Origin of the sequence: Brachybacterium sp. AG952, from assembly GCF_004362645.1 — a bacterium.
GTDB classification, from domain to species: domain Bacteria; phylum Actinomycetota; class Actinomycetes; order Actinomycetales; family Dermabacteraceae; genus Brachybacterium; species Brachybacterium conglomeratum.
This window is the reverse complement of sequence record NZ_SNXV01000003.1, coordinates 145,051-167,450: the sequence shown is the minus strand read 5'-3', so window position 1 is coordinate 167,450 and position 22,400 is coordinate 145,051. Positions and strand designations below refer to the sequence as shown.

Here is a 22,400-nt window from a genome sequence, read left to right as displayed (position 1 = left end):
GCCGACCGATCCATGTCGGCCGTCCGATCCGCGTCAGCCGCGTCAGCCGCGTCAGCCGCGCTGGGCGTCGCCCTCGCCGTGGGCCTCGCCGCGCTCCTGGACCAGGTGCAGCAGGCGGTGCGCGGCGGAGATCGCCCGCTCCCCGTCGTAGCGTTGGATCGCGTGCAGCGGATGGGTGCGCCCGTCCGCGAGGTCGAGATGGGCCCAGGGATCGCCCATCGGGAAGCTGATCCCGAGCACCTCGGGCCATTCGAAGGTACGGGTGCGCATGAGGTTGCGGACCTCGAGCCCGTCGGGACGGGCGACCACGCGCACCGAGGCCTCGAGATGGCAGAACAGCGCGATGAGCAGGCCGATCATGAGCAGGCCGAGCCGTCCGCCGAGCTGGAAGCTCGTGATCATGACCGCGCCGCCGATCATCCCGGCCATCACGATGACGGCGGTGATGTAGGCGGCCCAGCGCACCGCCCGCGGACGGAACACCTCGACGGCGCGTGCGTCGTCGCGGCCCGGGGTCCCTGCGGCACTGCTCATCGGGATCTCAGATGCGGCAGGCCTGGATCGCCGTGACCAGGATGGCGCGGGCGCCGGCCTCGTAGAGCTCGTCCATCATGCGGTGCGCGGAGCGGCTGTCGACCATGGCGCGCACGGCCGACCACTCCCCGCCGTGCAGCGGAGAGACGGTCGGGGACTGCAGGCCGGGGGTGATCTCGACCGCCCGCTCCAGCAGCGCGGAGGGGATGTCGTAGTCGAGCATGACGTACTCGCGGGCGACGAGCACGCCGCGGATGCGCCGCTCGAGCACCTCGAGCGCGTGCTGCGCCTCGTCGTCCAGCTCCATGCCGGGGCGGGAGAACAGCACGGCCTCGCTGGTCATGATCGCCTCGCCGAAGGGCTCCAGACCTGCCTCGCGCAGCGTGGTGCCGGTCTCGACGACGTCCGCGATCACGTCGGCGACGCCGAGGCGGATCGAGGACTCGACCGCGCCGTCGAGGTGGACCACCTCGGCGCTGATCCCCCGCTCGGCGAGGTAGTCCTCCACGAGGTTCTCGTAGCTGGTGGCGATGCGGGAGCCCTGCAGCTCCTCGACGGTGCTGTGCGTCCCGGCGGGCGCGGCGAAGCGGAAGGTGGAGCGGGCGAAGCCCAGCGAGAGGATCTCCTGGGCCGGGGTGCGGGAGTCCAGCAGCATGTCCTGGCCGGTGATGCCGACGTCGACCGTGCCGGAGCCGACGTACACCGCGATGTCCCGGGGACGCAGATGGAAGAGCTCCACCCCGTTGTCCTCGTCGACCACGACCAGCTCCTTGGAGTTGCCGCGGCGGCGGTAGCCGGCCTCCTGGAGCAGGTCGGCGGCGGGGTCGGACAGGGCGCCCTTGTTGGGCACGGCGATGCGGAGCACGGATCCTCCTCGGCCGATGCGGCGGCCTCGAGACGGGTGGGACGGGAAGTCGGGGGCGAGCGGCGCGGGGCCGGCTCAGAGATGTCGGTAGACGTCCTCGAGGGAGATGTCCTTGGCGATCATCATGACCTGGAGGTGGTAGAGCAGCTGGCTCATCTCCATGGCGGCGTCGTCGGTGGACTCGTGCTCGCAGGCCATCCACACCTCGGCGGCCTCCTCGACGATCTTCTTGCCGATCTGATGGACGCCGGCATCGAGCTCCGCGACGGTGCCCGATCCCTCGGGTCGGGTGCGTGCCTTCTGGGTCAGCTCGGCGAACAGTGCCTCGAAATCCTTCACGGGACCAGGGTACGCGTCCCGGCAGGTGCTCCGCGGTGCGGACCGCCTGCCGGGCACGCGCCCCGCCCGTGGCTCAGCCGCGGCGGACCGTCGGGTCCAGGTGCGCGGTCTCGACCGTGACCCGGTCGGTCTCCGCGTCGCGGCGACGGCGCACCCGCCACCAGACGAAGAAGCCGGTGAGGGTGAACGCGCCGTAGAAGAGGTACATGAACGCGCTCGCGTAGTAGCCGGCGCTCCACAGCAGCGGCACGCCGACGAGGTCGACCGCGACCCAGATCAGCCAGAACTCGACCCAGCCCTTGGCCATGCCGAAGGTCGCCAGCAGGCTGCCCATGAAGATCCAGGCGTCGGCCCAGACCGGCTCGTAGGAGCCCAGCGCCCGGAACAGCGGGGTGAGCGCCGCGGTGCCGCCGACGAGCACGACGAGCAGCAGGGCGCGGGTGCCCCAGGAGGCCCAGACGGGCTCGACGGCGGTGCCGTCCTCGTGCTTCGCCTGGCGCCAGCGCACCCAGCCGTAGACGCTGGTGGCGATGAACATGATCTGTCGGCCGGCCTGGCCGAGCAGGTCGACGGAGTTCGGGTTGCCGAAGACGCTGCCGAGGAAGACGGTCAGCAGCAGGGCGTTGCCCAGGATGCCGATGGGCCAGGCCCAGACCTTGCGGCGCATGCCGCCGAGCGCGCTGAGCAGTCCGAAGACGTTGCCGAGCACCTCGCGGAGCAGGAGGAACTGGCCTCCGCCGAATTCGATCTTGGCGTCGAAGAGCCACTGCAGGATATCCATGTCGGTCCTTTCACCTCGGATGCAGTGGCTCCGGGGGAAAAGGGTTGCCTGCGGGGCTCGGGGAGGCGTGCGCCGTCCCGGGACCTGCGGGACGTGCGCCTCTCATCCAGGCTGTACTGTCGGTGCCGGAATTCCACCGGCTCCACCGCAGGATGCGGGTCGCGGACTGTCACCGCCGGCTCGGACTTTCACCGACCCCGGAGCACGTCACAGGATGTGACGGAGCAAGGATAGGTCAGTGCGCGGCGTGGGCGCCCGCCAGTTCGCGCAGGGCGGAGATCTCCTCGGCGGCGTCCTGCGCCTTGTAGATCGCGGAGCCCGCGACGAAGACGTTCGCGCCCGCCTCGGCGCAGCGCTCGATCGTCTCGCGGCTGACGCCGCCGTCGACCTGGATCGAGACCTCGAGGTTCGCCTCGGAGATCGCGCGGCGGGCCCGACGGATCTTCGGGAGCATCGTCTCGAGGAAGCTCTGCCCGCCGAAGCCGGGCTCGACCGTCATGATCAGCAGCATGTCGAACTCGCCGATGATGTCGATCAGCGGCTCGACCGGTGTGGCGGGGCGGAGGGCGACGCCGACCTGGGCGTTCTTGCGGCGCAGGTCGCGGGCGAGCTTGACGGGGGCGCGGGCGGCCTCGAGGTGGAAGGTCACCGAGGAGGCGCCGGCCTCCGCGAAGACGGGGGCCTGGTTGTCGGCGTCCTCGATCATCAGGTGCGCGTCGATCGGGATGGGGCTGCGCTCGACGATCTGCTCGACCATGCTCGGCCCGAAGGTCAGGTTCGGCACGAAGTGGTTGTCCATGACGTCGACGTGGACGCTGTCGGCGCTGGAGATCTTGTCGAGCTCGGCGCCGATGGACATGAAGTCGGCGTTGAGGATGCTGGGGTGGATGAAGCTGGAGTCGGTGGAGTACGAGATGCTCACGAGCTCGGGGTTCCTTCCTCGGTGGGGACGGGGAGCCTGCGCAGCAGGCAGATGAACATGGCGTCGGTGCCGTGGACGTGGGGCCACAGCTGCACGTCGGGGCCCTCGCCCAGCTCGACCTCGTCCCGCACGGCGGGCAGCAGGCCGGCGCGGACGGCGGGGCGGGCGTCGAGGCGCTCGACGTCGTCGCGGCGCTTGAGGACGTCGGCGACGATCAGGCGGGTCTCGGCCAGGTGCGGCGAGCAGGTGACATAGGCGACGACGCCGCCGGGCGCGGTCGCGTCCAGCGCGGAGGTCAGCAGGTCGCGCTGGATCGCGCCGAGCTGGCCGACGTCCGCGGGGGTGCGGCGCCAGCGGGCCTCGGGCCGGCGGCGCAGCGCACCGAGCCCGGAGCAGGGGACGTCGGCGAGGACGCGGGAGAACTCCCCGGGCCGCTCGGCGCCGATGGTGGTGCCGTCCGCGGTGAGGGTGGTGATCTCGCAGCCGGCCTCGCGCAGGCTCGCCACCGCGCGGTCCACCAGCTCGGTGCGGTGCTCCTGCAGCTCGACGGCGAGGAGGTCGGCGTCGTGGTCGATGGTGAGCCCGCCGAGCAGGGCGGTCTTCCCGCCGGGGCCCGAGCAGAGGTCGAGCCAGTGGGCGTCGTCGGTGAGGACGAGGTCGTCGGCGCCGAGCGCGAGGGAGAGGGCCGCGAGCTGGGAGCCCTCGTCCTGGACGGCGACGCGACCCTGCTTGACCAGGTCCATGCCGCCGGGGTCGCCGGAGGGCCAGGCGGCGGCGAAGATGGAGAGCCGGCCCTGGCTCGCGCCGTGGTCGATCAGCTCGTCGAGGTCGGTCAGCCCCGGGCGCATCACGAGCGAGACCGCGGGGGCCTGGTTCTGCGCCTCGAGCAGCTGGTCGATCTCGTCGCGGGAGCGGCCGTTCCCGGCGAGGGCGTCGGACAGGGCCCGCACCACCCAGCGGGGGTGGGAGTGGACGACGGCGAGATGCCCGGTGGGGTCCTTCTCGCGGTCCGGGGCGACCTCCGCGATCCAGGTGGCGAGGTCCTTCTCCCCCACCCGGCGCAGCACGGCGTTGGCGAAGCTCGCACCTCCCGCGCCGACCTCGGCGCGGGCCAGGGCCACGGTCTCGGAGGTCGCGGCGTGCGGGGCGACGGTCATGTCCAGCAGCTGGTAGGCGCCGAGGCGGAGCATGTCCAGCAGCGCGGGCTCGACCTTCGCCAGCGGTCGGTCCACGCAGGCGGCGATGATCGCGTCGAGCCGGCCCTGGGCACGCAGCGAGCCGTAGAACAGCTCGGTGGTGAAGGCGGCGTCGCGGCCGGAGACGCGGTGGCTGCGCAGCAGGCGGGGCAGCACGAGGTTCGCGTAGGAGTCCTCCTCGCGCACCAGGCGCAGCCCTTCGAGGGCGACCTGGCGGGAGGGGGTGGAGGCGCGGGAGCGCTCGGAGGGGCGGGAGGAGGACCAGCCGCGGCGCGGGCCGCCCTGACCGCGGGAGCCGGAGCGCTCGCGGCCCTGCGCGTCGCGGGGTAGATCACTACGGTCGTCCCGCCGACCGCCCCGGTCGCCGCGATCGTCCCGTCGACTGCCGCGGTCGTCCCGGCCTCGGCGATCGTCGCGGCCTCCGCGGTCGTCCCGGCCTCGCCAGCTGTCGTCGTGGCGGCGCCCGCCGCGTCGGTCCTCGCTCATGCGCGTGCTCCGTCCTGCTGGTCGTCCTCGAAGCGGGCGTCGGGGCCGAGTCCCGCCCCGCGTGCCCAGTCCGCCGCGCGCATCGGGCGCTTCCCCGCCGGGGCGAGGGTCGCGATGGCGAGCGGGTCGGTGCCGGTGCCCACGAGCACCTGTCGCTTGGTGGCCGCGAGCGCGCCGGGGGCCGACGGGGCGCTCGCGCGCGAGGCCTCCTCGACGGCCTCGAGGCCGAGGATCTTGGTGCGGGCCCCGTCCAGGAGCGTCCACGCGCCGGGCTGCGGGCTCATGCCGCGGATGTGCGCGGAGACCTCGTCCGCCGAGCGGGTCCAGTCGATCCGGGCCTCGGCGGTGGTGAGCTTCGCGGCGTGGGTCGCGGCCGCGTGGTCCTGCGGGGTGAGGGTCGCGGTGCCGTCCTCGAGCGCGTCGAGGGCCGCGAGCAGCAGCGCGGCGCCGTCCTCGGCCATCCTCTCGAGCAGCTCTCCGGAGGTCTCGAACTCGCCGATGGCGGTGGGGGCGGCGGCGATCACGTCGCCGGTGTCCAGGCCCTTCTCGAGGCGGAACACGCTCATCCCGGTCTCGCGGCGGCCGGCGAGCACGGCCCGCTGGGCGGGAGCGGCGCCCCGCAGCTCGGGCAGGAGGGAGAAGTGGAGGTTCACCCATCCGTGGCGCGGGATCTCGAGAGCCGCGGGCGGCACGAGGTTGCCGTAGGCGACCACGGGCGCGGCGTCCGGGGCGAGATCGCGCAGCTGCTGCTGCACCTCCTCGTCCCGCAGCGTGGCGGGGGTGAGCACCGGCACCCCGGCCTCGAGGGCGAGGGACTTCACCGGGGACGGGGTGAGCCTGCGCCCGCGGCCGGAGGGGGCGTCGGCACGGGTGAGCACGCCGACCACCTCGTGGCGGGAGTCGAGCAGGGTGCGCAGGGAGGGGAGGGCGGCCTCGGGGGTGCCGGCGAAGATCAGACGCATGATGGCCCGAGTCTACGGTCCCACCGGCGGCTCCTGCCGGGCCGTGCCTACAGTGGAGGCCATGAGGCGAGCGCGGTGCGAGGGATGAGCGGGATCGACCCGATCCCGGGCCATGCGCTCGGCTCCCCCGCCTATCGACGGATGCAGCTGGCGCTGGTCTGCGCGGGCATCGCCTGCTTCGCCCAGCTGTACTCCCCGCAGGGGATCCTGCAGCTGATCTCCGCCGATCTCGGCATCGGGCCGGAGCAGGCGGCGCTGACGGTCTCCGCCGCGACCGCCGGGCTGGCGCTGGCGGTGATGCCGTGGTCCTTCGTCGGCGATCGCCTCGGTCGGCGTCCCGCCATGATCCTCGCCGTGATCGCGGCGACGGTGCTGGCCCTGGCGGCGGCCTGGTCGCCGAGCTTCCCGCTGCTGCTTGTGCTGCGCCTGCTGGAGGGGATGGCGCTCGGCGGGGTGCCGGCCCTGGCCATGGCGTATCTCTCCGAGGAGGTCGATGCGCGCTCGCGTGCGGTCGCGGCGGGCTGGTTCGTGGCGGGGACGACGCTGGGCGGCCTGTCGGGCCGGGTACTGGCCACCCCGGTCGCCGATGTGCTCGGATGGCGCGCGGGGATGACCGCGGTGGTGATGCTGGCGGTGCTCGCCGCGGCGGGATTCGTGGCCCTCGCCCCGCAGGAGCGGCGCTTCGTGCCGCGGCGGCGGGCATCGGGCGGGTCCGTCCCGGGTGGACGGGCGGGCCGGCTGCTCGCCCCGCTGCGTGATCCGGGCCTGCTGGCGCTGCTGGCCTGCGCGTTCCTGCTGATGGGCGGGTTCGTCGCGGTCTACAACTATCTCGCCTTCCACCTCAGCGGCCCGCCCTACCTGCTGCCCGCCTCGCTGATCGGGCTGATGTTCCTCGCATACCTGGGCGGCACCGCCTCCTCCCCGCTCGCGGGCCGGCTCGCGTCCCGGCACGGGCGCCTGCCCGTGATGCTGGGCGCGATGGCGGTGATGCTGATCGGCCTGCTGCTGACGCTCGCCGCTCCCCTGCCTGTGCTGATCCTGGGCCTGGTGCTGATGACGGCGGGCTTCTTCGGCGCGCACTCGGTCGCGAGCGGCTGGGCGGGCACGCGCGTGCCCGGTGCACGATCGCAGGCGACGGGGCTGTACAACCTCGCCTACTACGCGGGCTCGAGCGTGCTCGGCTGGGCGCTCGGCTTCGTGCTCGCCGGGGCCGGCTGGGGCGGGGTCGTCGCCACGGTGAGCGCGGCGGTGGTGCTCGCGGGCCTCGTCTCCGCGGCGCTGCTGCGCGACGTGGAGCGGCCCGCCGCGTCGGCCGGGAGCTCCTGAGCACCCGCACGCGGCGCCGTGGCCCTGCGGTCCGGGGTCAGGGCGCCGGCGTCACGGCCCCGGGCGCGCCCGTCCCGGCTCAGTACACGAGAGAGAACACCCACACGGCGAGGGTCATGGTCGTGGCGCAGATCAGCACGATGCCGATCAGGTTCAGCCACAGCCCGGCCGCCGCCATCTGCGGGATCCGCACGTAGCCGGAGCCGTAGGCGATGGCGTTCGGCGGCGTCGCGACCGGCAGCATGAACGCGCACGTCGCGGCGAGCGCCACGGGGATCGCCAGCAGCATCGGGTCCACGCCGATGCCGACGGCGACCGCGGTCGCGACCGGGAGGAAGGTCGCGGCGGTGGCGGTGTTCGAGGTGAGCTCGGTGAGGAAGAGGATCCCCGCGGCGACGATCGCGACGATCAGGACCACGGGCAGGCCGCCGATCCCGGCGGTGACCTCGCCGATCCACTCGGTCAGGCCCGAGGAGCTGAACTGGGCGCTGAGGGCGAGACCGCCGCCGAACAGCAGCAGCACGCCCCAGGGCAGCTTCACGGCCGCGTCCCAGTCCAGCAGGCGCACCCCGCGGGCGGCGCCGGCGGGCAGCACGAACAGCAGCAGCGCGACGACCATGGCGATGCCCGCATCGCCGATCGGCGGGTCGCCGGCCCCGGCGATCTGCCAGATCAGGGGGATGAACACCCAGCTCAGCGCCGCGAGCACGAACACGGACAGCACGCGCACCTCGCCGGAGGAGATCTTCCCGAGCCCGCGCCGCTCCTCGCGGATCAGCTCCGCACCGCCGGGGATCTCGGAGATCTCGGGCTTGAAGATGACCTTGGTCAGCAGCAGCCAGGCGATCAGCAGGAACACCACGGCGATCGGGGCGCCGACGACCATCCAGCGGCCGAAGCCGATCGTCACCCCGAACTCCTGGCTCATGTGCGCGGCGAGCAGGGCGTTGGGGGGCGTGCCGATGATGGTGGCGAGGGAGCCGATCGAGGCGGCGTAGGCGATGCCGAGCATCAGGGCGGTGCCGAACTTCGAGCGGACCGCTGAGCTCGCGGTGCCGGCCGAGCCCTCGGCCTCGAGCTCGGGGTCGACGCCCTCCCCCGGCTCCTCGCCCTTGCGGGCGGCGTCCTCGAGCCGCAGCCGGTTCACGAGCACCAGCACCGAGACGCCGATCGGCAGCATCATCACGGCGGTGGCGGTGTTCGAGACCCACATGGAGATGAACCCGGTGGCGATCATGAAGCCGAGGATCAGCAGGGAGGGGCTGGTGCCGATGGCGCCGACGATCGCCAGCGCGATGCGCTTGTGGAGGTTCCAGCGCTGCATGGCCAGGGCGAGCATGAACCCGCCCATGAACAGGAAGATGATGTTGTTGCCGTAGGAGGCGCCGACGTCGTCGAAGCCCACCTCGGGGTTCAGCACCGGGAAGACCACCAGCGGGACCAGCGCGGTCGCGGGGATCGGCAGCGCCTCGGTCATCCACCACACGGCCATCAGCACCGCGGTCGCGGCGGTCAGCTTCGCGGCGTGCGGGACGTCCGCGGGCATGACGAGGTAGACCAGGAGCGCGGCGACCAGGCCGACGGCGAGGCCGAGGCGGTGCACCAGCAGCGTCCGGTGGGTCTCGGCCGGGGCGCGCTCACCTTCGGAGACGTCCGAGCGTCCCTCCGGCGCGGTGCGGTCCTCGGGGTCGGCGGCGGGGTCCGGGGCGTGGTGGTCGGACGTCGGGGAGGCGTTCGAGGCCATGGTGGGGGTCCCTTCAGCGCATCGTCGCGGCGGCAGGCGGTGACCCAGAACACTAGCGGATCGTTCAGAACACGTCCGGCGGATCGAGGCGGACGCGCAGGGAGCCGCGGTCCTTGCGGGCGCTGCGGGCCGCGACGCCGGAGCGCAGCGCGGCGGCGAGCTCGCGGGAGCGGCGCGGCTCGATCCGCAGCACCGCACGAGCGCGTCCGGCCTGGTCGGGGCCCTCGAGTTCCACGGGGCCGAGCACCTCGGTCCCGTCCGGCAGCTCGGTCGTCTCGAGGAAGCCGCGGCAGGCCTCCCGCTCCCCCACCACCTCGGCGACACGCCGGAACGGGGGCAGGTCCAGCTCGCGCCGGTCCTCCAGCACCCGGTCCAGGAACAGCGCGGAGCGGTGGGCGACGAGGTCGCGGATGGCGGGGAGGGTCGAGGTGCCGACGACGAGCACCTCGCCGCCCTCCTCCGCGGTGCGGACCAGGGAGATGGCGCCGCGCCAGCGGCGGACGGCCTCGACGTCGGCGTCGAAGGCGGCGCGGCCCAGCATCGCGTCGGCGTCGAGCAGCAGGCAGGCGCTGTACCGGCCGGGCGGGGCGGGCTCGGCGCCGGGGGTCGCCACGACGATCCCGTGCTCGGGCACGGCCTCGTCCTCGAGCGGGCCGTGGGCGCCGCCGGCGACCTTCAGCGGCGCGTCGGGGAAGGCGCGGTGGAGCTCCTCGGCGGTGCGGGTGGAGCCGATGACCATGGCGCGCACGTGGGTGCGGTCGCACTCGGGGCAGCGGTAGCCGTCCTCCCGTCGGCCGCAGACGGTGCAGTGCAGGGGCCCGTTCCGGCCGCGCTGCGACAGGGGCGCCGCGCACTCGGGGCAGCGGGCGCGGGTGCCGCAGAAGGTGCAGGCGATCGCGGGGGCGTAGCCGGTGCGCGGCACCTGGACGAGCACGGACCCGGCCTGGAGGCCGTTGCGCAGCACGCGCATCGCCTCCTGCGGGAGGCGGGAGCGGCCGGAGGGCCCCTCGCGGTCGCGGAGGTACTGGTCCATGGCCACGATGCGGGGGCGGACCGCGGTGACGGGGGCGGGCACGGGATCGAGGCGGGCGAGATAGCCGGCATCGGTGAGGGCGCGCATCGTCACCGACTCGCTCGCGGCGAGGAAGAGGAGGGCGCAGCGCTCCTCGGCGGAGCGGCACTGGAGCACGGTGCGGGTGTGCGGGTAGGGGGCGCGGGGCTCCTCGAGCAGGTCGTCGGCCTCGTCCCAGCAGATCACGAGGGCGAGGTCCTGCACGGGGGCGAAGGCGGCGGAGCGGCTGCCGAGCACGACCCGGGTCGCGCCGCGCAGGATCCGGCGGAAGGTGCGATAGCGCTTCTCGGGTCCCTCGGTGCCGGCGAGGACCTCGTGGGCGATGCCCCGCTCCGTCAGGACGCGGGAGAGCCGGGCGACGTCGCGCTGGTCGGGGGCGATGACGAGGGCGCCGCGGTCGGGCCCGAGTGCGGCGATCGACTCGGCCGCGATCGCGGTCCACGGGTCCACGGGATCCAGCACGAGGGAGGCGCGGGGCACGGGGCCCTCCGCGCTCCCGGCGCGGGAGAGCAGGGCGGCGAGGCCCGGGTAGCGGTCGGCGTGGCGGGGCGCGACGGGCGCCTCGGCGGACGGATCGGCTGCGGGCACCGTCTGTTCGTCGTGCCCGGTCTCCGCGGCATCCGTGGTCGCCGCGGGCTCCGCATCGTCGGCGCTCTCCGTGCTCTCGAGATCCTCGGCGGCCTCGGCCTCGGCCTCGGCCTCAGCCGCTGCCGCCTCCTCCTTCTCGGCGGCGGCGCGGTCGGCCTTCTCGGCGCGGGCGTGACGGGGCGGGAGGGCGAGGCGCAGCACGTCGCCGACGGTGCCGGCGCTGCGCTCGGCGACGTCCTCGCACACCCGCATCATCGCGGGCGGGACGACGACGTCGTCGGAGACCAGGCGGTGCAGCGGGGCGAGGGCCCGGTCGGTGGTGGGCTCGGCGCGGCGCTCGAGCACGATCCCCTCGGTGTCCTTGCCGGAGAAGCGCACCCTCACCCGCATGCCCGGACCGGCCGCGGCGGTGTCGGGGGTGACCGCGTACTCGAAGGGACGGTCCAGGTGGGGCAGCACGCCGACGAGGCGCACGCTCGCGACCGGCAGCTCGCTCACGACCTCGAAGCCGGCGGTGGTGCGCAGGCCGGGACCCCGGACCGCATCGGGGCGGTCCGGGGAGGTGGTGGCGTTCTCCGCGGCGGCGGGGACGGAAGCGGCGGGGGCCGCGAAGAGGGGTGCCTGGCCGTCGGCCGGTCCCTCCTCGCGCTCCCCCGCCGCTCCGTGGGCGGTGCTGGTCAGCGCTTGTGCACCGCCACCAGGTCGCACACGAAGATCAGGGTCTCGCCGGGGGCGATGACCGGCGGGGCGCCGCGGTCGCCGTAGGCGAGGTGGGCGGGGATCTCGAGGCGGCGACGGCCGCCGACCTTCATGCCCTGCACGCCCTGGTCCCAGCCGGTGATGACCTGGCCGACGCCGAGCTGGAAGCGCAGCGGCTCGCCGCGGTCCCAGGAGGCGTCGAACTGCTCACCGGTGGAGTGGGAGACGCCGACGTAGTGGACGTCGACGACGTCGCCGCGGCCGGCCTCCTCGCCCTCGCCGAGGATCTCGTCGGTGCTGACGAGCTCGGTGGGTGCGGGGCCCTCGGGGGCGTCGATCTCGGGCTTGGTGCGATCGCTCATGCGATGTTCCTCCTGTGGTGGATGAGAGGGTGCAGGGGTCAGTCTGCCGTGTGGGCGGCGTCGAGGACGTCGACGACGAAGATCAGGGTCTCCCCGCCGAGCTCGTGCGCCTCGGCGTCCTCCCCGTAGGCCTCGGCGGCGGGGATCACGAGCATCACCTGGGAGCCGACCTTCAGGTCCAGCAGGTTCTCGTCCCAGCCCTGGATCACCATGCCCTGGCCCTGGACGAAGGAGAAGGGCGCATTGCGCTCCCAGGAGGAGTCGAACGCGGAGCCGTCGGACCACTTCCAGCCGGAGTACTGCATGGTGAGGTAGTCGCCGGCGCGGGTGGTGTCGCCGGTGCCCTGGATCAGCAGCTCGCGGACGGTCTTCGCGGGCGGCTCGCCCTCGCCGGGGCCGGCGATCGACGGCACGCCGTTCCCGTCGAGGGACACCTCGGGATAGGTGCCGGAGGGCGAGCCGGCCGTGCCCTCCGCGCGCAGCGGGGAGACGACCCGGTCCACGTCGGCGACCTGGAGCAGGGAGCGGGCCTGGCCGCTCGAGTCCTGCTGCCATCCGGCCATCACGAAGCGGGAGCCGACCGTCGTGGTGGTGAGCACGTCGAAGGCGGCCTGTCCGATCGTGTCGACCGTGACCTGCACGCCGCCCGCCGGTGCGCCCTGCCACCACGACTGCAGCACCTCGCCGGAGCTCGCGTCGACGTAGAGGTCGCGCCAGATCACGGTGTCGCCGTCGGCGATGGTCGCGCCGTCGCCGGGGACCACGACCTGGGCCTTCGCCTCGGAGATCTCGAGCGGGGCGGTGAACTCGACCGTCGGCTCGGCGCCGAGGTCCTCGCTGACGGTCACGCCGGACAGGGCGTCGCCCCCGCCGTCCGAGGCACCGCCCGCGTCGGAGGCGTCGGAGCTGCTCCCGTCGTCGGTGCAGGCGGCGAGGCCGATGGCGGCGGTCGCGGCGAGGGCGGTGGTCAGCAGCGTGCGGCGGCGGATCAATGGAGGACCTTTCGGATCGGCAGCCCGTGAGCGGGCACCGCACCAGGGTACGGGGCGCTCGGTGGGCGGAGCCTGGGGCAGGGAGTGGCTGTCGTCTCAGGCGGCATGCGCCCGACGGCGGTGCTCAGGCGAGCGGGGGCTCGGCGGGAGCGTCCTGCTCCCGGATCTCCGCCAGCAGGGCGTCGACGGCGGGCAGCTCGGTCGCGAAGGGGTCCATGACCTGCACCGGCATCGCGCCGCGGCGGGTGAGCCGCAGCGTGGTCCAGTCCACGACGTGGTCCACGCCGTGCTCCTGGGCGGCGGTGACCACCTGGCCGCGCAGGTGGGCGCGGGTGGTGGTCGGGGCGATGGTGCGGGCCCGCTCGATCCGCTCCTCGGGCAGGATCGCGGGGGCGAGGCCCCGCCGCTGCAGGGCGAAGAACACGCCGCGGGCGGGGTCGATGTCGTGATAGGCGAGGTCGAGCCGTTCGATCGCCGGGTCCTCGAGGTCGATGCCGCGACGCTCCATCACCTGGGCGAACAGCCGCTCCTTGATCGCCCAGTCGAGGTTCTGCCCCGCCCAGGTCCGGTCCCCCGTGCGCACCGCGTCCAGGGCCTTCTGCCAGGTCTCGAGCACCTCGGTCTCCTCCCCTTCGGCGAGGTCGGCGACATGGTCGAGCCAGCGCTGCTGCACCTCGAGCGCGGTGGTCGTGCCGCCGCCGGCGGTGGGCAGCGGTGCGGCGCCGGTGAGGTCCCGGGCCACGGCGCGGATCGCGGCGATGTCGTCGGCCAGGCCCAGCTCGGGCAGGGCCCTGCCCGATTCGATGGCGCGCAGCACCAGGTCGGTGGTCGCGAAGCGCAGGTGGGTGGAGACCTCGCTCATGGTCGAGTCGCCGACGATGACGTGGAGGCGGCGGTACAGGTTCGCGTCCCCGTGCGGCTCGTCGCGGGTGTTGATGATGGGGCGGGTGCGGGTGGTGGCGGAGGAGACCGCCTCCCACATGTGGTCGCTGCGTCGGGAGAAGACGAACTGCGCGCCCGCCCCTGCGCCCGCCTCGCCCGGGACGACGTGGGCGACGCCCCCGGCACCGGTGACGATCTGGCGGGTGACCAGGAAGGGCAGCAGGTAGCGGGGCAGGCGGGTGAACTCGCCGCGCCGGTCCACGAGGAAATTCTCGTGGGAGCCGAAGGCGTTGCCGGCGGAGTCGACGTTGTTCTTGAGCAGGTGGATGCGGGCGTCCTGGCCGGCCTCGGCCAGGCGCTCATCGGCCTGGGCGGTGAGCTCGGCGAAGATCCGCTCCCCCGCCCGGTCCTGGGCCACCAGGTCCCACCAGTCGTCGCACTCGGCGGTCGCGTACTCCGGGTGGGAGCCGACGTCGAGATAGAGCCGGGCGGCGTTGCGGAGGAACACGTTCGAGGAGCGGCCCATCGCGACGACCGGCCGGAACAGCTCCCTCGCGGCCTCCTCCGGCTCGAGGGCGCGGCTGCCGTCGGCGCGCACGCACACGAGCCCGAACTCGGTCTCCAGACCTCCCACTCGGCGCTTCATCGGGTCACTGGCCGCCCTTCTGCACGAAGGAGCGCACGAAGGTCTCGGCGTTGGACTCGAGGACGGAGTCGATCTCGTCGAGCAGGTCGTCGGTGCCCTGCACGGAGGCGAAGGTCTGGCCTCCGGTCAGCGTCTCGTCGTCGGGCGCGTTCTCGTCGGGGCCGCCGCCGGGGGCGTTCAGGGACTGCTGGGACATGGCGTCCTCCTTCAGGGGTGCGGGTGGGTCAGGATGCCGTGACGGCCCGGCGCAGCGCGTCGAGCACGGTGTCGAGATCGGAGTCGGGGTCGATGCCGTGGCGGGCGCACCACTCGGCGCTGCCCAGGCGCGGGTCCGCCAGGCGCAGCCGGTGTCCGCCCGCGGGGCCCGCGACGGTGATCGCGTCCCAGCCGGCGGAGGGGACGTGCGCGCCGTGCGCGGAGATCAGCCCGCCGCGCAGGTGGGCGCGGGTGCTGGTCGGGGCGGTGGTGATCGCGTCCTCGACCTCGTCGGCGCCCACGAGGGTGCCGACGGCGCCGGCGGCGCGGAGCCTGTCGAACAGGCCCTTGCCGGGGCGGAGGTCGGAGTACTGCAGGTCGACCATGGCCAGCCGCGGATCGGACCAGTCCAGGCCGTGCCGGGCCCGGTAGCGCTCGAGCAGGGAGAGCTTGGCGACCCATTCGACGCGGGAGGCGGCGCGCATCGGGTCCTCCGCGAGGAGGTCGAGGATCTCGCCCCAGGCGCGGAGCACCTGCGCGGTTTCCTCGTCGGCCGCTTCGGCCGCGGCGGAGAGCGCCTCGAGGTGGGCGCGCTGGATCTCGAGGGCGGTGAGCTCGCGGCCGTCCGCGAGCGGGACCGTCGCCCGCAGGCTCGGGTCGTGGCTGATCGTGCGCACGGCGGCGACCGGGTCGGCCAGCGCCAGGTCCGGCAGGATCCGCTGCCCGGTGCGATGCTCCGCCTCGAGCGCCGCGAGGACGAGGGAGGTGGTGCCGAGCTTGAGGAAGGTGGACTCCTCGAGCAGGTTCGCGTCCCCGATGATCACGTGGAGGCGGCGGAAGCGGCCGGGGTCCGAGTGCGGCTCGTCGCGGGTGTTGACGATCGGGCGGTTCAGGGTGGTCTCGAGCCCGACCTCCGCCTCCATGAAGTCCGCGCGGGAGGAGAGCTGGAAGCCGGGCTCCTGACCGCGGGTGCCGAGGCCGACGCGGCCCGCACCGACCAGCACCTGTCGGGTGGCGAAGAAGGGCAGCAGCGCCTCGACGATCCGCTCGAAGGGCACGTCCCGGTCCACGAGGTAGTTCTCGTGGGTGCCGTAGGAGGCGCCCTTGCCGTCGGTGTTGTTCTTGTACAGGGCGACCTCGGGGATCCCGTCGGCGCCGGCGAGGATGCCCATCGCCCGGCGGGCGATCTCCTCCCCTGCGCGGTCCACGACGACGGCCTCGCGGGCGCGCAGGACCTCCGGGGCGGAGTACTCGGGATGGGCGTGGTCGACGTACCAGCGGGCGCCGTTGCGCAGCACCGCGTTGCCGATGGACCGCTGCGAGGCCCAGGCGAGGACCTCGGCGTCATCGCCCTCGGGCGCGACCTCCGGGCCCGTCACGGGCGCGTCGAGCTCGACGCTCGGCACATGGGCGTCGCGCACCTCGTCCGTGAGCTGGGTGGGATGGGCGGCGGCGCGCTGCATCTCGAAGCCGCGCGCGTCCCGCAGCGGGGTCTCGTCGCCGTAGTCCCAGCGCACGCGCCGGCCGCGCTCCCCCTCGGCGGGGTCGAGCAGGGCGTAGGCGCCGACGACGAGATGGGACAGCAGGATCGAGCTGCCGGCCCCGGCGCGGGCGCGGTCCTCGACGTCGGCGTGCAGCACGCCGAACTCGGTCTCGATGCCCATCACCCGTTCGGTGGTGAGGGCGGGTCGGTTCTGCTCGGTCACGCGGAGACCTCCTCGGTGGCGGCGGCGTCCTCGGGCCGGCTGCGGTCCTGCAGCGGGACCACGGCCTCGACCCGGCGGCGGGAGCGGCCGGGCAGGCCGGTCACCCGCGCCCAGTCCTCGGCGTGGGCGGCCGAGGGCATGTCCTCGTTCTCCGCGAACTCGACCCGGATCGCCTCGGTCAGGTGCTCGGAGCCGACGCCGATCTCGCCCGTGGCGATCTGGTCCTTCACGGCGAGCTTCTTCGCCCGGTCCACGATGTTGCGCAGCGTCGCCCCGGAGACGAAGTCGCGGAAGTGGAGGGTGTCGTGGCCGCCGTCGGCGTACTCCACGCGCACGTAGGCGGTGGCGGGGCCGTCGGCGTAGATCTCGCGCACGGCGAGGTCCAGCAGCGCCCCGCGGTCCTCCCGCACGGGCACGTCGTCGCCGAGGTACAGGCCGAGGATCTCGCGGCCGGCGCGGGCGTTCGGGCGGCGCACCCGGATCTTCACGTCCAGGCGGCCGGGCCGCAGGATCGCCGGGTCGATCATGTCCTCGCGGTTCGAGGCGCCGATGACGATCACGTTGTCCAGGCCCTCGACGCCGTCGATCTCGGCGAGCAGCTGGGGCACGATCGTGGTCTCGACGTCGCTGGACGTGCCGGTGCCGCGGGTGCGGAACAGCGCCTCCATCTCGTCGAAGAAGATCACCACGGGGTGGTCGGCGGCGGCCTTCTCCCGCGCCCGCTCGAACACCAGGCGGATCGACCGCTCGGTCTCGCCGACGTACTTGTTCAGCAGCTCGGGGCCCTTGACGTTGAGGAAGGCGGAGTTCGCCAGCGCGTCGTCGGCGCTCACCCCGCGCACCTCGGCGCTGCGCAGCACGAGCTCGTGCGCGACGGCCTTCGCGATCATGGTCTTGCCGCAGCCGGGCGGGCCGTAGAGCAGCACGCCCTGCGGGGGCCGCAGCCCGTAGGTGCGGTAGAGGTCCTGCTGCAGGAAGGGCAGCTCGACCGCGTCGCGGATCGCCTCGATCTGCTCGCCGAGCCCGCCGATCTCGTCGAAGGACACCTCCGGCACCTGCTCGAGCACGAGGTCGGTGATCTCGGCGCGGTCGATCCGCTCGAGCACGAGCTGGCTGCGCAGGTCCACGAGCACGTGGTCACCGGGGTGGAGGGTCTCCTCGGCGAGGGCGCCCGCGCGGCGCAGCACGCGGGTGTCGTCGGGCGCGACCGCGACGAGGATGCGCGAGTCGGCGAGGGCCTCGACGACCGGCACGACGTTGCCGGAGTCGCCCTGCGGCACCGCCTCGACCGCGGCGAGGGCCTCGTTCAGGCGCAGCTCGGTGCCGGGGGTGAGGGCGTCGAGGTCGAGGCTCGCGGCGGTCGCGACGCGCAGTCGTCGGCCGTTGTGGAGCACGTCGATGGTGGTGCCCTCGCAGCGGCGCAGGAAGGTGGCATAGGAGTTCGGCGGGTCCCCCACCCGCTCGAGGTCGTTCTTGAGCTCGACGATCTGGGCGCGGGCGGAGCGCAGCCCGCTGACCAGTCGCTCGTTGTGGGCGGCGAGCTTCTCGAGCTCGGCGGTCATCTCCGCGTAGGTCTTCATCGTCGTCTCCTCCCCGTGGGGCGGGTTCCTCGGTGGTCTGTGATGGTGCGGCTCAGCGGTCCCGGCCCTGACGGATGTCGCGCAGGGCGCGCTTGAGCTTGCGGGGTGCGACGCCGCGCTCGCCGACGTCCTGGGCGGTCCACTCGCCCGAGCCGCCGCCGAAGCCCTCGTTGTCGGGGTGGTTCAGCTCCTCCTCGTCGCGGGAGCCGGGCGCGGGCCGGGTCGCGCGGCGCAGCGCCTCGGTGCCGTGCGCGGTGCGGCGGGCGGTGAGCAGGAAGCCTGTGTGCGCGTTCATGCGGTGCTCGGGGCGCACGGCGAGCCCCTCGAGGTGCCAGGGACGCACGAAGGACTCCCAGGCATGGGGCTCGGTGAACTCGCCGTGGTCGCGCAGCGCCTCCGCGGTGCGGGAGAGCTGTGTGACGGTGGCGACGTAGGTGAGGAACACGCCGCCGGAGACGAGCACGTCCGCGGCGGCCTCCACGCACTCCCAGGGGGCGAGCATGTCGAGGACCACCCGGTCCACCGCGGCGGTGCCGAGGGTGGGGGCGACGTCCTGGAAGTCGCCGACGGTGAGGTCCCAGCGCGGGTGCAGCGCCTCCTCCTCGAGCCCGAAGAAGGTGCCGACGTTCTCGCGGGCGACCTCGGCGAAGTCCTCGCGACGCTCGATGGAGTGGACGGAGCCCCCGGGGCCGACGGCGCGCAGCAGCGCGGTGGTCAGCCCTCCCGAGCCGACGCCGGCCTCGAGCACGCGCGCCCCGGGGAAGATGTCGCCCCACATGAGGATCTGCGCGGAGTCCTTGGGGTAGATGATCGCGGCGCCGCGCGGCATGGCGAGCATGTAGTCGGCGTACAGGGGCCGCAGCGCCTGGTAGCGGATGCCGTGGCTGTTCTCGACGACGGTGCCGTCCTCGGCGCCGATCAGCTGGTCGTGGTGGAGCACGCCGCGGTGGGAGTGGAACTGCCCGCCCGGCTTCAGGGTGATGGTGTGCAGGCGGTTCTTGGAGTCCGCGAGCTGGACCTTGTCGCCGAGGGCGAAGGGTCCGGTGCGGTCGAGGCCGCGACGGGGCGCGCGGGGCGCGGGGCCCGACGCCGTGTCGTCGGCGGCGGGCGGCGGCTGAGAAGTCATGCTCTCCAGCATAGGGCCGGACCAGCGCGGTGACCGGGCCTGTTCACCGTCCGCGCAGGAGCGTGTTCACGTCGGCGCTGAGGATCACGCCCTGGGGCCGCCCGTCGGGGTCGACCACGAGGTAGACCGGCGCGGGGCGCGCGAGCATCGCGGAGACCAGCTCCTCGCCGCCGAGGCCCGTGCGCAGCGCGACCACGTCCCCGACGGGCTCGGCGACGGCGGAGGCGGGGACCTGCTCGCGGTGCTCGGGCGGGACCGCGGCGACGGCCTCGGGCTGGAGGCGCAGCGCCCGGCCGACGGTGCCGGGGCGCGGGGAGGCGGGATCCAGCAGCAGCACCTGCTCCGCCCCCGGCCCGTCGGGCAGGGCGGCGAGCGGGGTGTGCGGGGCGAGCAGGCGCACCGGGCGGGCGAGCGCGGCGGCGTCGAGCGCCCCCACCCGCTCCTGGACGCGCGCCTCCTCCAGGGCGCGGCTCGCCCCCTGCCAGAGCAGGCCCGCGATGAGCAGCGCCCAGACAAGGGTGAGCAGGGAGAACCCGCCTGCTCCACCGAGGCGCACGATCCGCGACAGCGGCACCAGCACCACGCCCACAGCGATGGCGCGACCGATCCAGGCGGTGATCCGGGTGCCGAGCACCGGACGGCGCAGGACCGCGCCGAGCAGGGACTCCAGCGCCCGCCCGCCGTCCATCGGCAGGCCGGGGAGCAGGTTGAACAGGGCGAGGACCACGTTCAGCCAGGTCGCGAAGGAGGCGGCGACCGAGAGCACCGTGCCCTGTGCCGCGATCGCGGCCAGGGCGCCGGTCGCCGCGGCGAGCAGGCCGTTGCTCGCGGGACCGGCGAGGGAGACCAGCACGGACCCGATCGCGGGCATCCGCTCGGCCCGGTACTGCGTGTGCCCGCCCCACAGGGTCAGCGCGATGTGGTCGACCCTCGCCCCGAAGGCGCGGGCGCCGAGCGCATGGGCGAGCTCGTGGACCAGCACGGAGAGGATGAGGAACAGGCCCAGGCCGAGGGCGACGAGCGCGCTCCGCCCCACGGAGAGGCCCGGGCCCTGCAGGGAGGGGAACATCAGCACGGCCACCAGCAGCACCGTGACGAGGGTGGCCGGGCTGACCTGGAGCGGCGGCAGCGCGCCGATCCTCAGCATCGTCCGTGGCATGGGGCCTCCTCGATCGCGGGGCGGCTCCCCGGGGCAGGGCGAGGATAGTCCCTGCTCCTGCGTCCCGGCTCAGGACGGGCCGGCCCCGGCAGGAGGGGCCGACGAGCCTATGATGGAGTGATGAGTCGAATCGCCATCACGGCCTTCAGCGGGTGGAACGACGCCGGCGAGGCGGCCACCGGGGTGATCGAGCATCTCCTCGAGGTGTGGCCCTCGCGGCCCGTCGGCGCGGTCGACGCCGAGGAGTTCATCGACTTCCAGGTCAACCGGCCCGAGATCCGCACCACCGAGGAGGGGCTGCGGGTCGTGGACTGGCCCGACACCCGCCTGCACCTGATCACCCCGCCGCGGGGGCCGGAGATCGTCGCGGTGCTCGGACCGGAGCCGTCGCTGCGCTGGAAGAGGTTCTGCGACGAGGTGCTCGAGCAGCTGCAGGCGCTCGACGTCTCCTCGGTGGTGTCCCTCGGCGCGCTCCTCGCCGACTCCCCGCACAGCCGTCCCCTGCCGGTCTCCTCGCAGGTCGAGCCGGTGCCCGCGCAGCGGGTCGAGGACTCCGAGCAGTACTCGGGGCCCATCGGGGTGCCGACGATCCTCGCCCGCCGCACCGCGAGCGCCGGCCTGAGGACGACGAGCATCTGGGTGCAGGTCCCCCACTACGTCTCCCAGAACTCCTCCCCGAAGGCGGTGCTGGGACTCGTGCGCGAGGTGCAGGAGCTGATCAGCGCGCCGATCCCGGTCGGCGAGCTGGTGGAGGACGCCGAGGCGTGGGAGCGCGGGGTGGACGAGCTGGCCCGCACCGACGAGGACGTCGCCGAGTACGTGCGGCGCCTCGAGCAGGCGCAGGACGCGGCCGAGCTGCCCGAGGCGAGCGGTGACGCGATCGCGAAGGAGTTCGAGCAGTTCCTGCGGCGCCGCCGCGAGACTGACTGAGCCTCCCGCCCCGCCGGCTCAGCCGGCCAGCGTGATCCCGAACAGGGCGTCGACCGCGGCGGCCACATCGCCCGGGGCGTCCGCGGGCAGCTCGCGGCCCGCGGTCCCCGGGAGCTCGTCGCCCGCGGCCCAGGCATTGAGCGCAGTGAGCGACGCGGGGGTGTCGAGGTCGTCGCGCAGCGCGGCGCGGAGCGCCTCGACGACGTCGGGGCGGAGGTCGCGGCGGTGGGCGGCGGCGCGATAGGCCTCCAGGCGCTGCTGCGCGACCTCGAGCTCCGCGTCAGACCACTCCCAGTCGCTGCGGTAATGGTGCGCCATGAGCACCAGGCGTATCGCCATCGGGTCGACGCCGTCGCGGACGAGGCGGTGGACGAAGACGAGGTTGCCGAGCGACTTGCTCATCTTCTCGCCCTCGTGGGCGACCATCCCGGCATGCGCGTAGGAGGTCGCGAAGGGACGGCCGAGGCCGACCGCATGGGCGGCGCTCAGGTCGTGATGGGGGAAGACGAGGTCGCTGCCGCCGGCCTGGATGTCGAAGGGCAGGTCAAGGCCCTCCTCGGCGATGGAGACGCACTCCACGTGCCAGCCGGGGCGGCCCCGGCCGAGGGCGCCGCCGTCCCAGGCCGGCTCCCCCTCGCGCTCGGCGCGCCACAGCAGCGGGTCGAAGCGGCCCCGCTTGCCCTCGCGGTCGGGGTCCCCGCCCCGGTCGGCGAAGACCTCGAGCATCTGCTCCTCGGTCCAGCCGGAGACGTCTCCGAGGGCGCCGTCGAGGGAGAGGTCGTGGTACCAGTCGTCGCCCTCGGCATCGGGGGTCGGCACCTGGTAGGCGCGGCCCCGCTCGCGCAGGGTGTCGACGGTGGCGATGATCTCGTCCATCGCCTCGCTCACGGAGCGGTAGGTCTCCGGCGCGATGATGCGCAGCGCCGCCATGTCCTCGCTGAACAGCGCGACCTGGGACTCGGCCAGCTCGCGCCAGTCGACCCCGTCACGGTCGGCGCGCTCCAGCAGCGGGTCGTCGACGTCGGTGATGTTCTGGGCGGTGGTGACCCGGAGTCCGGAGTCCACGAGCGCACGACGCATGAGGTCGGCCGCGTGATAGGTCGCCGCATGGCCCAGGTGGGTCGAGTCGTACGGGGTGATCCCGCAGACGTAGAGGCGGGCGTGTCCCGGCACGAGCGGCGTCACGGGGGCGATGCGCCCGGTGCGTGTGTCGAACAGCCGCAGCGGCGTCGTGGAGGCGGGCAGCGGGGTCAGCTCAGGGGTGGTCCAGGATTGCACCACTCGATCATACGGTCGACGCCCTCGACG

At 73.9% G+C, this 22,400-nt stretch carries 20 protein-coding genes and 1 riboswitch; of the genes, 2 read left to right on the top strand and 18 right to left on the bottom strand.

Translation table 11 applies throughout. The annotated features are described in order from the left end of the window. Positions 1-51 precede the first annotated feature (51 nt). The 7 genes from DEU31_RS09050 to fmt all read right to left on the bottom strand — a co-directional run bounded on the left by DEU31_RS09050 (position 52) and on the right by fmt (position 6,085). Positions 52-534, bottom strand: a complete 483-nt coding sequence (locus DEU31_RS09050; RefSeq protein ID WP_010551580.1) for a PH domain-containing protein — start codon at positions 532-534, stop codon at positions 52-54. Between the two features lie 7 nt (positions 535-541). Beyond that, entirely contained in the window at positions 542-1,399 is an 858-nt protein-coding gene (hisG, locus tag DEU31_RS09045; RefSeq protein ID WP_010551581.1) for an ATP phosphoribosyltransferase, read from the bottom strand. Positions 1,400-1,474: 75 nt separating this feature from the next. Next, positions 1,475-1,738, bottom strand: a complete 264-nt coding sequence (locus DEU31_RS09040; RefSeq protein WP_010551582.1) for a phosphoribosyl-ATP diphosphatase — start codon at positions 1,736-1,738, stop codon at positions 1,475-1,477. A 73-nt stretch (positions 1,739-1,811) separates the two neighbouring features. Then, positions 1,812-2,519, bottom strand: coding sequence for a nicotinamide riboside transporter PnuC (gene pnuC / locus DEU31_RS09035; protein ID WP_010551583.1), 708 nt, complete (start codon positions 2,517-2,519; stop codon positions 1,812-1,814). Positions 2,520-2,609: 90 nt separating this feature from the next. Further along, a riboswitch (FMN riboswitch) is annotated at positions 2,610-2,728 on the bottom strand. Positions 2,729-2,754: 26 nt separating this feature from the next. Further along, positions 2,755-3,441: a ribulose-phosphate 3-epimerase gene (gene rpe / locus DEU31_RS09030; RefSeq protein ID WP_010551584.1), complete on the bottom strand. Its 687-nt coding sequence runs from the start codon at positions 3,439-3,441 to the stop codon at positions 2,755-2,757. After that, positions 3,438-5,123, bottom strand: a complete 1,686-nt coding sequence (locus DEU31_RS09025; RefSeq protein WP_133676880.1) for a transcription antitermination factor NusB — start codon at positions 5,121-5,123, stop codon at positions 3,438-3,440. Before DEU31_RS09025 ends, rpe begins: the two co-directional genes overlap by 4 nt. Further along, positions 5,120-6,085: a methionyl-tRNA formyltransferase gene (gene fmt / locus DEU31_RS09020; protein WP_010551586.1), complete on the bottom strand. Its 966-nt coding sequence runs from the start codon at positions 6,083-6,085 to the stop codon at positions 5,120-5,122. Before fmt ends, DEU31_RS09025 begins: the two co-directional genes overlap by 4 nt. An 84-nt stretch (positions 6,086-6,169) precedes the next feature. Here fmt and DEU31_RS09015 point away from each other — a divergent pair, with 84 nt between their 5' ends. Continuing rightward, positions 6,170-7,411, top strand: a complete 1,242-nt coding sequence (locus tag DEU31_RS09015; protein WP_133676879.1) for an MFS transporter — start codon at positions 6,170-6,172, stop codon at positions 7,409-7,411. A 79-nt stretch (positions 7,412-7,490) separates the two neighbouring features. Here DEU31_RS09015 and DEU31_RS09010 read toward each other — a convergent pair whose 3' ends face one another. The 10 genes from DEU31_RS09010 to DEU31_RS08960 all read right to left on the bottom strand — a co-directional run bounded on the left by DEU31_RS09010 (position 7,491) and on the right by DEU31_RS08960 (position 20,162). Further along, the gene (locus tag DEU31_RS09010; protein WP_133676878.1) at positions 7,491-9,155 is read right to left on the bottom strand and encodes a DASS family sodium-coupled anion symporter; all 1,665 of its coding nucleotides are present in this window, start codon (positions 9,153-9,155) and stop codon (positions 7,491-7,493) included. Between the two features lie 64 nt (positions 9,156-9,219). Further along, the gene (locus tag DEU31_RS09005) at positions 9,220-11,523 is read right to left on the bottom strand and encodes a primosomal protein N' (RefSeq protein ID WP_243733791.1); all 2,304 of its coding nucleotides are present in this window, start codon (positions 11,521-11,523) and stop codon (positions 9,220-9,222) included. Continuing rightward, entirely contained in the window at positions 11,493-11,876 is a 384-nt protein-coding gene (locus DEU31_RS08995) for an FKBP-type peptidyl-prolyl cis-trans isomerase (protein ID WP_010551590.1), read from the bottom strand. Before DEU31_RS08995 ends, DEU31_RS09005 begins: the two co-directional genes overlap by 31 nt. Positions 11,877-11,914: 38 nt before the next feature. Beyond that, entirely contained in the window at positions 11,915-12,868 is a 954-nt protein-coding gene (locus DEU31_RS08990) for an FKBP-type peptidyl-prolyl cis-trans isomerase (RefSeq protein WP_010551591.1), read from the bottom strand. A 124-nt stretch (positions 12,869-12,992) separates the two neighbouring features. Beyond that, positions 12,993-14,396: a Pup--protein ligase gene (gene pafA / locus DEU31_RS08985; RefSeq protein ID WP_133676877.1), complete on the bottom strand. Its 1,404-nt coding sequence runs from the start codon at positions 14,394-14,396 to the stop codon at positions 12,993-12,995. Between the two features lie 4 nt (positions 14,397-14,400). After that, positions 14,401-14,592, bottom strand: coding sequence for a ubiquitin-like protein Pup (locus tag DEU31_RS08980; protein ID WP_010551593.1), 192 nt, complete (start codon positions 14,590-14,592; stop codon positions 14,401-14,403). A gap of 28 nt (positions 14,593-14,620) precedes the next feature. Then, the gene (dop, locus tag DEU31_RS08975) at positions 14,621-16,297 is read right to left on the bottom strand and encodes a depupylase/deamidase Dop (RefSeq protein ID WP_243733790.1); all 1,677 of its coding nucleotides are present in this window, start codon (positions 16,295-16,297) and stop codon (positions 14,621-14,623) included. Further along, positions 16,294-17,877 carry a proteasome ATPase gene (gene arc / locus DEU31_RS08970; RefSeq protein WP_133676876.1) on the bottom strand — a complete coding sequence of 528 codons (1,584 nt, stop codon included), beginning with the start codon at positions 17,875-17,877 and terminating at the stop codon, positions 16,294-16,296. The genes dop and arc overlap by 4 nt, the downstream gene beginning before the upstream one ends. A gap of 52 nt (positions 17,878-17,929) precedes the next feature. Beyond that, positions 17,930-19,003: a tRNA (adenine-N1)-methyltransferase gene (locus DEU31_RS08965; RefSeq protein ID WP_010551596.1), complete on the bottom strand. Its 1,074-nt coding sequence runs from the start codon at positions 19,001-19,003 to the stop codon at positions 17,930-17,932. A 43-nt stretch (positions 19,004-19,046) separates the two neighbouring features. Next, the gene (locus DEU31_RS08960; RefSeq protein ID WP_243733789.1) at positions 19,047-20,162 is read right to left on the bottom strand and encodes a site-2 protease family protein; all 1,116 of its coding nucleotides are present in this window, start codon (positions 20,160-20,162) and stop codon (positions 19,047-19,049) included. Positions 20,163-20,282: 120 nt separating this feature from the next. Between DEU31_RS08960 and DEU31_RS08955 the strand changes: the two genes are divergently transcribed. Then, the gene (locus DEU31_RS08955; RefSeq protein ID WP_126985517.1) at positions 20,283-21,092 is read left to right on the top strand and encodes a PAC2 family protein; all 810 of its coding nucleotides are present in this window, start codon (positions 20,283-20,285) and stop codon (positions 21,090-21,092) included. A gap of 18 nt (positions 21,093-21,110) precedes the next feature. Here DEU31_RS08955 and mshC read toward each other — a convergent pair whose 3' ends face one another. Next, positions 21,111-22,370 (bottom strand): cysteine--1-D-myo-inosityl 2-amino-2-deoxy-alpha-D-glucopyranoside ligase, encoded by a 1,260-nt coding sequence (gene mshC / locus DEU31_RS08950; RefSeq protein WP_133676875.1) that lies wholly within the window; start codon positions 22,368-22,370, stop codon positions 21,111-21,113. Positions 22,371-22,400 lie beyond the last annotated feature (30 nt).

Bases quoted from the DNA above. Each gene is read 5' to 3' on its own strand.
- DEU31_RS08955 (WP_126985517.1), top strand. From the start codon at position 20,283: ATGAGTCGAATCGCCATCACGGCCTTCAGCGGGTGGAACGACGCCGGC.
- DEU31_RS09050 (WP_010551580.1), bottom strand. From the start codon at position 534: ATGAGCAGTGCCGCAGGGACCCCGGGCCGCGACGACGCACGCGCCGTC.
- DEU31_RS08960 (WP_243733789.1), bottom strand. From the start codon at position 20,162: ATGCCACGGACGATGCTGAGGATCGGCGCGCTGCCGCCGCTCCAGGTC.
- DEU31_RS08965 (WP_010551596.1), bottom strand. From the start codon at position 19,003: ATGACTTCTCAGCCGCCGCCCGCCGCCGACGACACGGCGTCGGGCCCC.
- DEU31_RS09010 (WP_133676878.1), bottom strand. From the start codon at position 9,155: ATGGCCTCGAACGCCTCCCCGACGTCCGACCACCACGCCCCGGACCCC.
- pnuC (WP_010551583.1), bottom strand. From the start codon at position 2,519: ATGGATATCCTGCAGTGGCTCTTCGACGCCAAGATCGAATTCGGCGGA.
- pafA (WP_133676877.1), bottom strand. From the start codon at position 14,396: ATGAAGCGCCGAGTGGGAGGTCTGGAGACCGAGTTCGGGCTCGTGTGC.
- DEU31_RS09025 (WP_133676880.1), bottom strand. From the start codon at position 5,123: ATGAGCGAGGACCGACGCGGCGGGCGCCGCCACGACGACAGCTGGCGA.
- DEU31_RS08980 (WP_010551593.1), bottom strand. From the start codon at position 14,592: ATGTCCCAGCAGTCCCTGAACGCCCCCGGCGGCGGCCCCGACGAGAAC.
- DEU31_RS08995 (WP_010551590.1), bottom strand. From the start codon at position 11,876: ATGAGCGATCGCACCAAGCCCGAGATCGACGCCCCCGAGGGCCCCGCA.
- arc (WP_133676876.1), bottom strand. From the start codon at position 17,877: ATGAAGACCTACGCGGAGATGACCGCCGAGCTCGAGAAGCTCGCCGCC.
- fmt (WP_010551586.1), bottom strand. From the start codon at position 6,085: ATGCGTCTGATCTTCGCCGGCACCCCCGAGGCCGCCCTCCCCTCCCTG.
- DEU31_RS09015 (WP_133676879.1), top strand. From the start codon at position 6,170: ATGAGCGGGATCGACCCGATCCCGGGCCATGCGCTCGGCTCCCCCGCC.